The sequence below is a fragment of the Geodermatophilus sp. SYSU D01045 genome, from assembly GCF_054050295.1.
This window is the reverse complement of sequence record NZ_JBJGZB010000052.1, coordinates 1-13,352: the sequence shown is the minus strand read 5'-3', so window position 1 is coordinate 13,352 and position 13,352 is coordinate 1. Positions and strand designations below refer to the sequence as shown.

13 protein-coding genes are annotated in these 13,352 nt (G+C 75.8%); 12 read left to right on the top strand and 1 reads right to left on the bottom strand.

All coding sequences use genetic code 11. The features are described from left to right. Positions 1-697 (top strand): phenylalanine--tRNA ligase subunit beta-related protein (locus ACI798_RS23030; protein ID WP_457049050.1); only part of this gene is annotated, 697 nt, incomplete at its 5' end. Continuing rightward, positions 697-1,503 (top strand): SDR family NAD(P)-dependent oxidoreductase, encoded by an 807-nt coding sequence (locus ACI798_RS23025; RefSeq protein ID WP_456943548.1) that lies wholly within the window; start codon positions 697-699, stop codon positions 1,501-1,503. The genes ACI798_RS23030 and ACI798_RS23025, both read left to right, overlap by 1 nt. A gap of 11 nt (positions 1,504-1,514) precedes the next feature. Here the strand turns inward: ACI798_RS23025 and ACI798_RS23020 are convergent, their stop codons facing one another. Further along, entirely contained in the window at positions 1,515-2,744 is a 1,230-nt protein-coding gene (locus ACI798_RS23020; protein WP_457049049.1) for a vanadium-dependent haloperoxidase, read from the bottom strand. Between the two features lie 139 nt (positions 2,745-2,883). On the opposite strand from ACI798_RS23020, the gene ACI798_RS23015 reads away from it, so the two are divergent. The 10 genes from ACI798_RS23015 (at position 2,884) to tyrS (ending at position 13,001) form a co-directional block, all read left to right on the top strand. After that, on the top strand, positions 2,884-3,570 hold the full coding sequence (locus ACI798_RS23015) for a winged helix-turn-helix transcriptional regulator (RefSeq protein WP_456943546.1): 687 nt from the start codon (positions 2,884-2,886) through the stop codon (positions 3,568-3,570). Positions 3,571-3,754: 184 nt separating this feature from the next. Further along, the gene (gene argC, locus ACI798_RS23010; RefSeq protein ID WP_457049048.1) at positions 3,755-4,807 is read left to right on the top strand and encodes an N-acetyl-gamma-glutamyl-phosphate reductase; all 1,053 of its coding nucleotides are present in this window, start codon (positions 3,755-3,757) and stop codon (positions 4,805-4,807) included. After that, on the top strand, positions 4,804-5,955 hold the full coding sequence (gene argJ, locus ACI798_RS23005) for a bifunctional glutamate N-acetyltransferase/amino-acid acetyltransferase ArgJ (RefSeq protein ID WP_456943544.1): 1,152 nt from the start codon (positions 4,804-4,806) through the stop codon (positions 5,953-5,955). Before argC ends, argJ begins: the two co-directional genes overlap by 4 nt. Further along, on the top strand, positions 5,952-6,962 hold the full coding sequence (argB, locus tag ACI798_RS23000) for an acetylglutamate kinase (RefSeq protein ID WP_456943543.1): 1,011 nt from the start codon (positions 5,952-5,954) through the stop codon (positions 6,960-6,962). The genes argJ and argB overlap by 4 nt, the downstream gene beginning before the upstream one ends. Continuing rightward, positions 6,959-8,149: an acetylornithine transaminase gene (locus ACI798_RS22995; protein ID WP_457049047.1), complete on the top strand. Its 1,191-nt coding sequence runs from the start codon at positions 6,959-6,961 to the stop codon at positions 8,147-8,149. Before argB ends, ACI798_RS22995 begins: the two co-directional genes overlap by 4 nt. Beyond that, positions 8,146-9,093 (top strand): ornithine carbamoyltransferase, encoded by a 948-nt coding sequence (gene argF, locus ACI798_RS22990; RefSeq protein WP_457049046.1) that lies wholly within the window; start codon positions 8,146-8,148, stop codon positions 9,091-9,093. The genes ACI798_RS22995 and argF overlap by 4 nt, the downstream gene beginning before the upstream one ends. Then, entirely contained in the window at positions 9,090-9,638 is a 549-nt protein-coding gene (locus tag ACI798_RS22985) for an arginine repressor (RefSeq protein WP_456943540.1), read from the top strand. The genes argF and ACI798_RS22985 overlap by 4 nt, the downstream gene beginning before the upstream one ends. Then, positions 9,635-11,080, top strand: coding sequence for an argininosuccinate lyase (gene argH, locus ACI798_RS22980; RefSeq protein ID WP_457049045.1), 1,446 nt, complete (start codon positions 9,635-9,637; stop codon positions 11,078-11,080). Before ACI798_RS22985 ends, argH begins: the two co-directional genes overlap by 4 nt. Continuing rightward, positions 11,044-11,724 carry a DNA-3-methyladenine glycosylase gene (locus ACI798_RS22975; RefSeq protein WP_456943550.1) on the top strand — a complete coding sequence of 227 codons (681 nt, stop codon included), beginning with the start codon at positions 11,044-11,046 and terminating at the stop codon, positions 11,722-11,724. The genes argH and ACI798_RS22975 overlap by 37 nt, the downstream gene beginning before the upstream one ends. Further along, positions 11,721-13,001 carry a tyrosine--tRNA ligase gene (gene tyrS / locus ACI798_RS22970; RefSeq protein WP_457049044.1) on the top strand — a complete coding sequence of 427 codons (1,281 nt, stop codon included), beginning with the start codon at positions 11,721-11,723 and terminating at the stop codon, positions 12,999-13,001. Before ACI798_RS22975 ends, tyrS begins: the two co-directional genes overlap by 4 nt. Positions 13,002-13,352 lie beyond the last annotated feature (351 nt).

Here is a 13,352-nt window from a genome sequence, read left to right as displayed (position 1 = left end):
CCCCCCCCGCCCCCGCCCCGCGCCGCGCCGGCGCGCGCCGCCCCCCCCCACCCCCGCCCCCCCCCCCCCCCCCCCCCCCCCCCCCCCCCCCCCCCCCCCCCCCCCCCCCCCCCCCCCCCGCGGCTGGTGGGGTCCCGGCCGGGCCGCGGGCTGGGCCGACGCCGTCCAGGCCGCCCGGCTGGTGGCCGCCGCCGCGGGCGTCGAGCTGTTCGTCCGCCCCGGCGAGCAGGCGCCGTGGCACCCGGGCCGCTGTGCCGAGCTCGTCGTCGACGAGCGGGTGGTCGGGTACGCCGGCGAGCTGCACCCGCGGGTCTGCGCGGCCCTCGACCTGCCGGCCCGCACCTCGGTGATGGAGCTCGACGTCGACGCCCTCCCGCCGGCCGCGGTCCCGGTCGGGCCGCGCATCTCGACGTTCCCGCCGGTCTTCCTGGACCTGGCCTTCGTCGTGCCCGACGAGATCACCGCCGCGCACGTCGAGTCGCTGGTCCGCGGGGGAGCGGGGGAGCTGTTCGAGGCGGTGCGCCTGTTCGACGTGTACTCCGGCCCGCCGGTCCCGCCCGGGTCGCGGTCGCTGGCGTACTCGCTGGTGCTGCGCGCGCCGGACCGCACGCTGACCGCCGAGGACGTCGCCCGGGTGCGCGAGGGCATCGTCGCCGTCGTCGAGCTGCAGGGGATCACCCTGCGCAGCGGCGACTGATGGCGGACCTCACCGGCCTGGTCGCGCTCGTCACCGGGGCCTCGGCGGGCATCGGCCGGCACGTGGCCGAGGGGCTGGCCGCGCGCGGCGCCGCCGTCGCCGGGATCGCCCGCGGGCCCGAGCGGCTGCGGACGGCGATGGCCGAGGTCGCCGCCGCCACCGGCGCGCGCACCCTGGCGCTGCCCGCCGACGTCACCGACCGCACCGCCGTCGATGCCGCCGTCGCCGAGGTGGTCCGCGAGCTCGGGCCGGTCGGCCTGCTGGTGAACAACGCCGGCCTCATCGACGCCGCCGAGGTGCCGCTGTGGGAGGCCGACCCCGACCAGTGGTGGGAGGTCGTGGAGAGCCAGGTGCGCGGGCCGTTCCTCGTCGCCCGCGCCGTCCTGCCCGGGATGGTCGCCGTCGGCGGCGGCCGGGTGGTCGACCTCGCCAGCGGGATCAGCACCCGCGCCAACCCCCACTACAGCGCCTACTCGGCGGGCAAGACCGCGCAGATGCGCATCACCGAAGCGATCGACCTGGCCGGCGCCGCGCACGGCGTGCGCGCGTTCGACCTGGCGCCGGGCGTCGTCGACACCGGGATGACCCGCGCCATGCCGATGCACGAGGGCCGCACCGACTGGACCCGGCCCGAGGACGTCGTCGACGTGGTGGTGGCGATCGCCGCCGGGGAGCTGGACCAGTGGTCGGGGCGGTTCTTCCGCGCGGGCGTCGACGACCTCGACACGCTCCGCGCCACCGCGCCGGCCGGCGACGCGCGGAGGCTGCGGCTGCTCCCGTACGGCGACGGCGACCCGCTGGGCTGACGCGCGCCCGGCTACCGGTCGGACTCCAGCACCGCCCGCCCGACCGCCCGGCCGATGTCGGCCCCGTCGACGGTGGAGAACCGGAAGTGCAGCCCGCCCCACACGCGCGCGTCGACCACCTCGGAGACCACCTGCTCCGGGGAGCGCCAGGTGTGCGTGTCGGCGACCGCGGGAGGCGTGCCCCGGACGCTGGTCATCGTCAGTGAGAACGGCCCCCGCCCGTCCAGCCCGTCGATGACCGTGACCAGTGCGGTCGTCGCGCAGGCGTGGTTGCTCGGGTACTCGGGGAAGTTGGGCGTCGGCACCAGCGAGGTCCAGCCCGGCTCGGCCGGGGTGCGGGGGTTGCCGTCGGTGTCACCGGCGGGGACGGCCCCGATCGGCCGCCAGAAGTCGTACCGCACCTTGGCGTCGAAGCAGGCGATGAGCGCGTCGGTGCTCGCGGTGTCCACCAGGGCGAACAGCCGAGCCGTGGCCAGCGCGTCCAGACCCTCCTGCTCGCTGTAGCCGCGCAGCGCCCGCTGGCTCTGCACCGCCGGCGGATCGGCCCAGAACAGGGCCACGGCCGTCTGCTCGGGGGTGCGCTGCGTCGACGACGCACCGCCGAGGACCCTGACCTCCTCGTAGTCCCGGGCGTACAGGTCGCTGGTGAGCGCCGGCGGGCCAGCCGGCCGGAGCGCCGAGGGGGAGTCGAGCACGAAGGGCCGCACCCGGGCGAGCCAGGTCGCGACCGCCGGCACGTTCGGGTCGGCCGGCGCCCACGCCCCCGGACCCGACGCCGTCAGCGGCGGGGGCGGACCGTTGAGACCGTCGTCCTCCCGCTCTCGGAGGAGCGCCGCGGCGGCGGCCTCCCCGAGGGCGATGCCGCGGGCCTCGGCGGCCCCGTCCGGGACCTCGGCCAGCGCGGCGGTGTACCGGTCCCGCAGGGCCTGTGCCTGGGCCGGGAAGTGGTGGACCAGCACCGTGGAGGCCGCGGCGGCGACCGCGGCGGGGACCGAGGCGTCGTCGTCGTGGACGGCGTCCCCGACGGCGTCGTACACCGCACGGTGCACGTAGGTCAGGTACAGGGGGCCCACCGGACCCGGGACGGGTGGGACCGCGGCGACGATCGTGTCGACGGCGACGGCGTTCCAGGCGCGGACGCTGGCCCCGTCGGGCACGCCGTGCGCCGCAGCGGGGGAGACCGACGTCAGCGTCACCGTCAGGACGGCCGCCGCGACGGCGGTGGGCAGGGACCGGCGCATGGGGACTCCTCGGCCGAGGCGTGGTCCGTCGAGTCCACTCCTCCGGATCCGGCACCGTCAGTCCGGAAAACGGACTCGTACGGACGTGCCGCGTCCTCGGTCACCCCACGGGGGCCCTCGCGGGTGGAGGGTGTCCGTCATGGGTGGCTACGGTCAGTACTGCCCCCTGGCGCTCGGGGCCGAGGTCTTCGCCCAGCGGTGGACGCCGATCATCATCCGGAACCTGGCCCTGGGGTGCGTCCACTTCGGCGACATCCTCGACGGCGCCCCCGGGCTCTCGCGCAGCGTCCTGGCCCAGCGGTTGCACACGCTGGAACGGGACGGCGTGGTCGAGCGGAGGCGGTCGGGCCGGACCACGGAGTACACCCTGACCCGGATGGGGCGGGAACTGGACGACGTCTGCTCCGCGCTGGGGAGGTGGGGGGCGAGGTGGCGCGAGGTGGCGCCGGGCGACCACGACCCCTACCTCGCACTCTGGACCCTCGCCCGGCTGATCGACCCGGCGTCCCTGCCGCGGCCCCGGGTGGTCGTGCGGTTCGACGTCCGGCGCTCCCGGGCGCCGCACCACCTCTGGCTGCTGCTCGACCGGACGGGCAACGAGGTCTGCGTCGCGCCGCCCGGGTTCCCCGACGACGGCGTGGTCACGACCGACGTCGGCTCGCTCGTGCGGTGGTGCGCCGGCCGGCTCGGGCTCGCCGCGGCCCAGGAGTCCGGCCGGATGGCGCTGGCCGGGCCGCCGTGGCTGGAGCGCGAGCTGATCCGCTGGGGAGGGCTGAGTCCCTACGCGGGGGTGGAACCCGCGCGGTCCGCCCACCTCGTCTCCTGAGCGCGCCATCTCCTGAGTGCGCGCCGTCTCGTGGGTGTGCAGAGCGTGACCGACGGGAGTGGCGACCTCCTCTCCGGGACGGTCGTGCTCTGCCCACACCTGTGGGCAGAGCACGGGCGGGCGCGAGGACACCTCGGGACCCCGGTCATGAAAGGTCATGCACGGGCCTGTATGGTCATGCATCGTGAGCACAGGGCAGACGTGGACGGTCGGGGTCACCGGCGCCACCGGGTACGCGGGAGGAGAGGTGTGCCGGCTGCTGGCCGGGCACCCGCACCTCCGCCTGGCCGGGGTGCACGCGAACAGCAGCGCCGGCCGACGCCTCGGTGAGCTGCAACCGCACCTGCTGCCCTTCGCCGACCTCGAGGTCCGGCCGAGCGCACCCGGGGACCTCGCCGGCTACGACGTCGTCGTCCTCGCGCTCCCGCACGGGGAGTCGGCCGCGATCGCCGCGCAGCTGTCCCCGGACACCCTGGTCATCGACTGCGGCGCCGACCACCGGCTGGCCGACCCGGCCGCCTGGGCCCGCTGGTACGGCGGCGACGCCGGCGCGCCGCACCCGGGGACGTGGCCCTACGGCCTGCCCGAGCTCCCCGGCCAGCGGGAGCGGCTGGCCGGTGCGCGGCGGATCGCCGTCCCCGGCTGCTACCCGACCTCGGTCACCCTCGCGATGGCCCCGGCGCTGGCCGCCGGGCTGGTCGAGCCGGACGTCGTCGTGGTCGCCGCCTCCGGCACCTCCGGCGCGGGCAAGGCGACCAAGCCGCACCTGCTCGGCAGCGAGGTGATGGGCTCGGTCAGCGCCTACGGCGTCGGCGGCGTGCACCGGCACACCCCGGAGATGGCGCAGACGCTGGGCGCGGCCGCCGGGGAACCGGTGCGGATCAGCTTCACCCCGACCCTGGTGCCGATGAGCCGGGGCATCCTCGCCACCTGCTCGGCGCCGCTGCGGCCCGGGACCGACGCCGACGCCGCGCGGGCCGCCTACCAGAAGGCCTACGCCGACGAGCCGTTCGTGCACCTGCTGCCCGAGGGGCAGTGGCCGACGACGGCGCAGGTGCTCGGCGCGAACACCGTCGCGGTGCAGGTCGCCGTCGACCCGGACGCCGGCCGGCTGGTCGTCGTCGCCGCGGTCGACAACCTCACCAAGGGCACCGCGGGCGGCGCGATCCAGAGCGCCAACATCGCCCTCGGCCTGCCCGAGACCGCGGGCCTGCCGCTGGTGGGGGTGGCCCCGTGAGCGTCACCGCACCGCAGGGCTTCCGGGCCGCCGGCGTCGCGGCCGGGCTCAAGAGCACCGGCGCGGCCGACGTCGCGCTGGTCGTCAACGACGGGCCGCAGGACAGCGCCGCCGCCGTCTTCACCACCAACCGCTTCCCGGCCGCGCCGGTGCAGTGGAGCCGGCAGGTGCTGTCGACCGGCCGGCTGCGGGCGGTGGTCCTCAACTCCGGCGGCGCCAACGCCTGCACCGGCCCCGAGGGCTTCCAGGACACCCACGCCACCGCCGAGCACGCCGCGGCCGAGCTGGGGCTGGGCGCGATCGACGTCGCAGTCGCCTCCACCGGGCTGATCGGCGTCCGGCTGCCGATGGACAGGCTGCTGCCCGGGGTCACCGACGCGGCCAAGGCGCTGTCGGCCGACGGCGGTCCCGACGCCGCCCGGGCGATCATGACCACCGACTCGGTGCCCAAGACGACGGTCGTCGAGCGGGACGGCTGGTCGGTCGGCGGCATGGCCAAGGGCGCGGGCATGCTCGCGCCGAGCCTGGCCACGATGCTCGTCGTCCTCACCACGGACGCCGCCGTCGAGCCCGCCGTGCTGCAGCAGGCGCTCGAGGCCGCGACCGGCGTCAGCTTCGAGCGGGTCGACTCCGACGGCTGCCTGTCCACCAACGACACCGTCGTCGCGATGGCCAACGGCGCCAGCGGCGTCGGCCCGGCCGCGGAGGAGGTCGCCGAGGCGCTCACCGCCGCGGCCACCGACCTCGCCATGCAGCTGCTCGCCGACGCCGAGGGCTCGACCAAGGACATCGCGATCACCGTGCGCAACGCGGCGACCGTCGAGGACGCGCTCACCGCCGGCCGGGCCTGCGCCCGCAACAACCTGCTCAAGACGGCGCTGTTCGGCAACGACCCGAACTGGGGCCGGGTGCTGGCCGCGATCGGCACCACCGACGCCGCCTTCGAGCCCGACCGCGTCGACGTGACCATCAACGGCGTCACCGTGTGCCGGGGCGGCGCGATCGGCGACCCGCGCGAGGGCGTCGACCTCACCGGCCGGGCGATCACCATCGACGTCGACCTGGGCGCCGGCACCGAGCAGGCGACGATCTGGACCAACGACCTGTCCCTCGCCTACGTGCACGAGAACTCGGCCTACTCGACGTGAGCACCCACGAGAACACCCACGAGGACCCCACGCCGCCCGACGTCCGGGTCGACGAGGCGCCTCCGCCGCGCCGGCGGATCGGCACCACCCGGGTCATGCGCACCTACGACCCGGAGGGCGACGCCCGCAAGGTCGCCGTCCTCACCGGCGCGCTGCCGTGGCTGCGCGAGTTCCACGGCAACGTCGTGGTGATCAAGTACGGCGGGCACGCGATGGTCGACGAGGAGTGCCGCCGCGCCTTCGCCGAGGACATGGTGTTCCTCCGGACCTGCGGGATCCTGCCCGTCGTCGTCCACGGGGGCGGGCCGCAGATCACCGAGATGCTCGGCCGGCTCGGCATCGAGAGCGAGTTCCGCGGCGGCCTGCGGGTGACCACCGACGAGACCGTCGAGGTGGTCCGCATGGTGCTCACCGGCCAGGTCACCCCGGAGGTGGTCGGGCTGGTCAACCAGCACGGCCCGCTCGCGGTGGGCCTGTCCGGCGAGGACGGCGGCCTGTTCACCGCCGAGCGCACCCAGGCGCTCGTCGACGGGCGGCCGGTCGACGTCGGCCGGGTCGGGGACGTCGTCGCGGTCGACCCGACGCCGGTCACCGCGCTGCTGCAGTCCGGGAAGATCCCGGTGGTCGCCACGGTCGCGCCCGACCGCGACGGCCTGGTGCACAACGTCAACGCCGACACCGCCGCCGCCGCGCTCGCCGTGGCGCTCGGGGCGGTGAAGCTCGTCGTCCTCACCGACGTCGAGGGCCTCTACGCCGACTGGCCCGACCGCGACTCGCTGGTCCAGCAGATCGACGCCGCCGAGCTCGCCGAGATCCTGCCGACGCTGGACGCCGGGATGATCCCGAAGATGGCCGCCTGCCTGCGGGCGGTCGAGGGCGGGGTGAAGCGGGCGACCGTCGTCGACGGCCGCACCCCGCACGCCCTGCTGCTGGAGATGTTCACCACCGAGGGCACCGGGACGATGGTCGTCCCCGCCCACACGCTCAGCGGAGAGGAGCCGGCATGACCCACACGGAGGAGCTGGCCACCCGCTGGTCGGCCGTGATGATGGGCAACTACAAGACGCCGCCGGTCGCGCTCGCGCGCGGCGAGGGCGCCACCGTCTGGGACGTCGACGGCCGCGAGTACACCGACCTGCTCGGCGGCATCGCGACGACGATCCTCGGCCACGCCCACCCGAAGGTGACCGAGGCGATCACCCGGCAGGCGCAGACCCTCGGGCACGTCTCCAACCTGGCGATGCACGAGCCCGGTGTCACGCTCGCCGAGCGGCTGCTGGAACTGGCCGGCCGGCCCGGGCGGGTGTTCTTCTGCAACTCCGGCGCCGAGGCCAACGAGGCCGCGTTCAAGATCAGCCGGCTCACCGGGCGGCCCGAGGTGGTCACCGCCGAGGGCGCCTTCCACGGCCGGACGATGGGCGCGCTCGCGCTCACCGGGCAGCCGTCCAAGGCGGCCGCGTTCGCCCCGCTGCCCGGCGGGGTCCGGTACGTGCCCTACGGCGACGCCGGCGCGCTGGCCGGCGCGGTCGGCGGGCAGACCGCGATGGTGCTGCTCGAGCCGGTGCTCGGCGAGGGCGGCGTGCTGCCCGCGCCGCCGGGCTACCTCGCCGCGGCCGCCCGCACCGCCGCGGACGCCGGCGCGCTGTTCGCCGTCGACGAGGTGCAGACCGGCACCGGCCGCACCGGCCACTGGTTCGCCCACCAGGCCGACGGCCTGCAGCCGGACGTGGTCACGCTGGCCAAGGCGCTCGGCGGCGGCCTGCCGATCGGCGCCGCGCTCGCGTTCGGCGACGCCGCGGAGCTGCTGACCGCGGGCTCCCACGGCTCCACCTTCGGTGGCAACCCGATCGCCGCCGCCGCCGCGCTCGCCGTCCTCGACACGATGCGCGACGAGGGCCTGCTCGAGCGGGCCAAGGAGCTCGAGCACCGGTTCACCGCGGGCATCGAGGGCCTCGGTCACAGCGGCGTCGGCGGGGTGCGGGGGAGGGGTGCGCTGCTCGGCGTCGTCCTCACCGCCCCGGTCGCCGCCGCGCTGGAGGCGCGGCTGCGCGCCGCCGGCTTCCTCACCAACGCCGTCGCCCCCGACGTGCTCCGCCTGGCGCCTTCCCTGGTCCTCACCGACGCCCAGGTCGACGCCTTCGTCGCCGCCGTCCCGGCGGCCCTCGACACCGCCCTGCAGGAGAACGGCCAGTGACCCGGCACCTGACCCGCGACGACGACCTCACCCCCGACGAGCAGGCGGAGGTCCTCGCCCTCGCCGCCGAGCTCAAGCGCACCCGGCACACCGACGCCGCGCCCACCCCGCTGCGCGCGGCGAACGGCGTGCCCCGCGCGGTCGCCGTGCTGTTCGACAAGCCCTCCACCCGCACCCGGGTGTCGTTCTCGGTCGGCGTCGCCGAGCTCGGCGGGTACCCGCTGGTGATCGACGCCGGGTCCAGCCAGCTCGGCCGCGGCGAGCCGGTCGAGGACACCACCCGCGTGCTCGACCGGCAGGTCGCCGCGATCGTGTGGCGCACCTTCGGCCAGGACCGGCTGGAGACCATGGCCGCCACCAGCCGGGTGCCGGTGGTCAACGCGCTCACCGACGACTTCCACCCGTGCCAGATCCTGGCCGACCTGCAGACGGTGGCCGAGCACAAGGGCTCCCTCGCCGGCCGGTCGCTGACCTACCTCGGCGACGGCGCCAACAACATGGCGCACTCGTACCTGCTCGGCGGCGCCACCGCCGGCATGCACGTGCGGATCGGCTCGCCGGAGGAGTACCGGCCGGCGCCGGAGGTGCTGAAGCGGGCCGAGGAGATCGCCGCCGAGACCGGCGGCTCGGTGCAGTGGACCGCCGACGCCGCGGCCGCCGCCGACGGCGCCGACGTCCTCGCCACCGACACCTGGGTCTCGATGGGCCAGGAGGACGAGTACGACACGCGCGTCGCGCCGTTCCTGCCCTACGCCGTCGACGACGCCGCGCTGGCCCGCGCCGCCGACGACGCCCTCGTCCTGCACTGCCTGCCCGCCTACCGCGGCAAGGAGATCGCCGCCGACGTCATCGACGGCCCGCAGAGCGTCGTCTGGGACGAGGCCGAGAACCGGCTGCACGCGCAGAAGGCCCTGCTCACCTGGCTGCTGGAGCGATCCGGGTGACCGGGGCGCTGACGCGGTCGGCGCGGCAGGCCCGCATCGCCGAGGTCATCACCGCGCGGCCGGTGACCTCGCAGACCCAGCTCGCGGCGCTGCTGGCCGAGTCGGGCATCGAGGTCACCCAGGCCACGCTCTCGCGCGACCTGGAGGAGCTCGGCGCGGTCAAGCTGCGCGGCTCCGACGGCGCCCCGGCGTCCTACGTGCTGCCGCCGGAGAACGCCCCGCTGCGCCCCGCGCAGGCCGCCCCCGCCCGCCTCACCCGGCTGCTCGGCGACCTGCTCACCAGTGCCGAGGGCAGCGCCAACCTCGCCGTGCTGCGCACCCCGCCAGGTGCCGCGCAGTTCCTCGCCTCGGCGCTGGACAAGGTGGGCCTGCCCGACGTCCTGGGCACCATCGCCGGGGACGACACGCTGCTCGTCGTCTCGCGCGAGCCCGACGGCGGCCCGGCCCTCGCCCGGCGCCTGCAGTCGCTCGCGGGACGCGCGCCCGGCGAGCCGCCGCACCTGACCGACGAGACCGACGACCCCGCTGGAGGATCAACCCCGTGACCGACCCGACCGCCCCCGCCTCGCAGACCCGGCTCTGGGGCGGCCGCTTCGGCGGCGGGCCGTCGCCGGCCATGGCGGCGCTGTCGAAGTCCACCGACGTCGACTGGCGGCTGGCCCCCTACGACCTGGCCGGCTCCCGCGCCCACGCCCGGGTGCTGCACCGCGCCGGGCTGCTCGCCGACGACGAGCTCGAGCAGATGCTGCGCGCGCTCACCGAGCTCTCCGCCGAGGTCGCCGCCGGCACCTTCGCGCCGGTCGAGGCCGACGAGGACGTGCACGAGGCGCTCGAGCGCGGCCTGATCGCCAAGCTCGGCACCCTCGGCGGCAAGCTGCGCGCCGGCCGGTCCCGCAACGACCAGGTCGCCACCGACCTGCGGCTGTACCTGCGGCACAACGTGCGCGCGCTGGTCGGCGAGCTCGCCTCGCTGGAGTACGCGCTCATGGGGCTGGCCGAGCGGTACCTCGAGGTCCCCGCGCCCGGCATGACCCACCTGCAGCACGCCCAGCCGGTGCTGGTCAGCCACCAGCTGCTCGCGCACGCGCACGCCTTCGCCCGCGACGTCGACCGGCTGCTCGACTGGGACCGCCGCGCCGCCGTCAGCCCGCTCGGGTCCGGCGCGCTGGCCGGCTCCTCGCTGCCGCTGGACCCCGACGCCGTCGCCGCCGAGCTCGGCTTCGACCGGGCGGCGGAGAACTCGATCGACGCGGTCAGCGACCGCGACTTCGCCGCCGAGTTCTGCTTCGCCGCCGCGATGGTCGGCGTCCACCTGTCCCGGCTGGGGGAGGAGGTCGTGCTCTGGACCTCGACCGAGTTCGGCTGGGCCCGCCTCGACGACGCCTGGGCGACCGGGTCGTCGATCATGCCGCAGAAGAAGAACCCCGACATCGCCGAGCTCGCCCGCGGCAAGTCCGGCCGGTTCGTCGGCAACCTCACCGGCCTGCTCACCATGCTCAAGGGCCTGCCGCTGGCCTACGACCGCGACCTGCAGGAGGACAAGGAGCCGGTCTTCGACTCCCTCGAGCAGCTGCTGCTCCTCCTGCCCGCGGTCACCGGCATGGTCGCGACGCTCACCCTGCGCCCGGAGGTCCTCGAGGCCGCCGCGCCGCAGGGCTTCGCGCTGGCCACCGACGTCGCCGAGTGGCTGGTCAAGCACGGCGTCCCGTTCCGCTCGGCGCACGAGATCTCCGGCGAGATGGTCGCCGTCTGCGAGGCCGCGGGCCTCGAGCTCGACCAGCTCGACGACGACCGGCTCGCCGGCATCGACGAGCGGCTCACCCCCGCCGTCCGGGAGGTGCTGTCGGTGCGGGGCGCGCTGGCCGCCCGCGACACCCGCGGCGGGACGGCGCCCGACCGGGTCGCCGCCCAGCTCGCCGCGCTCAAGGACGTCGTCGCCGCGCACGGCCGCTGGTCGGCCGACTCGCCCGTGGCGGCCGCGCTCTGAGCTCGCCGGGCCGCCTGCTGACGGCGGAGGAGCTGCTCGGGCCGGTCGACGACGTCGCCCCGGCGCTGCTGGGGTGCTGGGTGGTCACCGACCGGCCCGAGGGGACCGTCGCCGTCCGGCTCACCGAGGTCGAGGCGTACTCGGGGGAGGGGGAGGACCCGGCGTCGCACGCGCACCGCGGCCCGACCCCGCGTGCGGCGATCATGTTCGGCCCGCCCGGGCGGCTGTACGTGTACTTCAGCTACGGCGTGCACTGGTGCGCGAACGTCGTCGTCGGTCCCGCCGGCCGCGGCTCCGCGGTGCTGCTGCGCGCCGGCGAGGTGGTGGTGGGGGAGGAGGTCGCGGCCCTGCGCCGTCCCTCCGCGCGCGTGCCCCGGGACCTGGCCCGCGGCCCGGCCCGGCTGACCGCGGCGCTGGCGATCGGCCCGGGGGACGGCGGCGCCGACGTCCTCGACCCCGCCTCGCCGGTGCGGCTGCACGCGGGGAAGCGGCCGGACGCCGTCTCGGCCGGGCCCCGGGTCGGGATCAGCCGGGCCACCGAGCTGCCGTGGCGGTTCTGGGAGACGGGTGCGCCGTCGGTGAGCGCCTTCCGCCCAGGCGGGCAGCGCCGGCGCCGCGCCGCCGGGCAGACTGGTACCTCGTGACCTCCTCCGTCCTCGACGAACTACAGCGCCGCGGGCTCATCGCCCAGACCACCGACGAGGACGCGTTGCGCGCCCACCTCGCCGAGGGGCCGGTCACCTACTACTGCGGCTTCGACCCGACCGCCCCGAGCCTGCACGTCGGGCACCTGGTGCAGGTGATGGTGCTGCGGGCGCTGCAGCGCGCCGGCCACCACCCGGTGGTCCTCGTCGGCGGCGCCACCGGGCTGATCGGCGACCCGCGCCCGACCGCCGAGCGGCAGCTCAACGACCGCTCCACCGTGGCCGGCTGGGTGGACAGCATCCGCCGCCAGCTGGCGCCCTTCCTCGACCGGCCCGCCGAGCACGAGGGCCTGCCCGCGCCGGTCTACGTCGACAACCTGACCTGGACCGAGCCGCTGTCGGCCATCGACTTCCTCCGCGACCTCGGCAAGCACTTCCGCGTCGGCCGGATGCTGGCCAAGGAGGCGGTGTCCGCGCGGCTGAACTCCGAGGCGGGCATCAGCTACACCGAGTTCAGCTACCAGATCCTCCAGGCGCACGACTTCCTGCAGCTGTTCCGCCGCCACGGCGTCACGCTGCAGACCGGCGGCTCGGACCAGTGGGGCAACCTCACCGCCGGGATCGACCTGGTCCGCCGGGTGGAGGGCGCCTCGGTGCACGCCCTGTCCACCGTGCTGGTCACCAAGTCCGACGGGCAGAAGTTCGGCAAGAGCGAGGGCGGCACCGTGTGGCTCGATCCCGCACTCACCTCGCCCTACGCGTTCTTCCAGTTCTGGCTCAACGCCGACGACGCCGACGCGCTCACCTGGCTGCCGCAGTTCTCCGAGCGCCCGGCCGAGGAGGTCGAGGCGGTGCTGGCCGAGAGCCGGGAGCGGCCGGCGTCGCGTGCGGCGCAACGGGCCCTGGCCGAGGAGCTGACCGCGCTGGTCCACGGGCCCGAGGAACTCCGCCAGGCAGAGGCAGCCGGGCGCGCGCTGTTCGGCCGGGACGACCTGACCGGCCTCGGCGCCGAGACCCTCGGCGCCGCCCTGCGGGAGGCCGGCAGCGTCACCGTGGACGGCGAGACCCCGACCGTGGCCCACCTGCTCCAGCAGACGGGGCTCGTCTCGAGCCTGTCCGAGGCCCGCCGGACGGTGAAGGAGGGCGGCGCGTACCTCAACAACGAGCGGATGACCGACGCCGACGCCGTCCCGGCCGAGGAGGCGTGGCTGCCCGGAGGGTGGCTGGTGCTGCGCCGGGGCAAGCGGTCCGTCGCCGGGGTGCAGCGCGTCTCCTGAGGACGTCCTGCCGCGTGAACGCCATGTGACACGCCGGTTCCGGAACGGTGTCTGGCGTCACGCGGAGTGGGTTTGACACGCTCCCGACAGGCACGTAACTTTCTCTCTGCGCGCCGCACGGCCCGGGAGGGTCGGAGCGGAGGATCCCCTCGAGGGAACACTCCGGACGGGCGCAGAGTTGGACAAGAAGCCTCCAGCAGAACCCGAGAGGGTCGAGTTGGTGTGCGTCCGCTCCTTGAGAACTCAACAGCGTGCCGAAAGTCAGTGCCAAGTAACAAACCCCCGTGGCCTGGCCGGTGTGTCCGGTCGGGTTGTGGGTTCCTTTGGTTGATGGATGTCGCGATCGGTCAG

Coding starts and splice junctions, on each gene's coding strand:
- ACI798_RS23015 (WP_456943546.1), top strand. CDS start 2,884: ATGGGTGGCTACGGTCAGTACTGCCCCCTGGCGCTCGGGGCCGAGGTC.
- ACI798_RS23025 (WP_456943548.1), top strand. CDS start 697: ATGGCGGACCTCACCGGCCTGGTCGCGCTCGTCACCGGGGCCTCGGCG.
- ACI798_RS23020 (WP_457049049.1), bottom strand. CDS start 2,744: ATGCGCCGGTCCCTGCCCACCGCCGTCGCGGCGGCCGTCCTGACGGTG.
- ACI798_RS22995 (WP_457049047.1), top strand. CDS start 6,959: ATGACCCACACGGAGGAGCTGGCCACCCGCTGGTCGGCCGTGATGATG.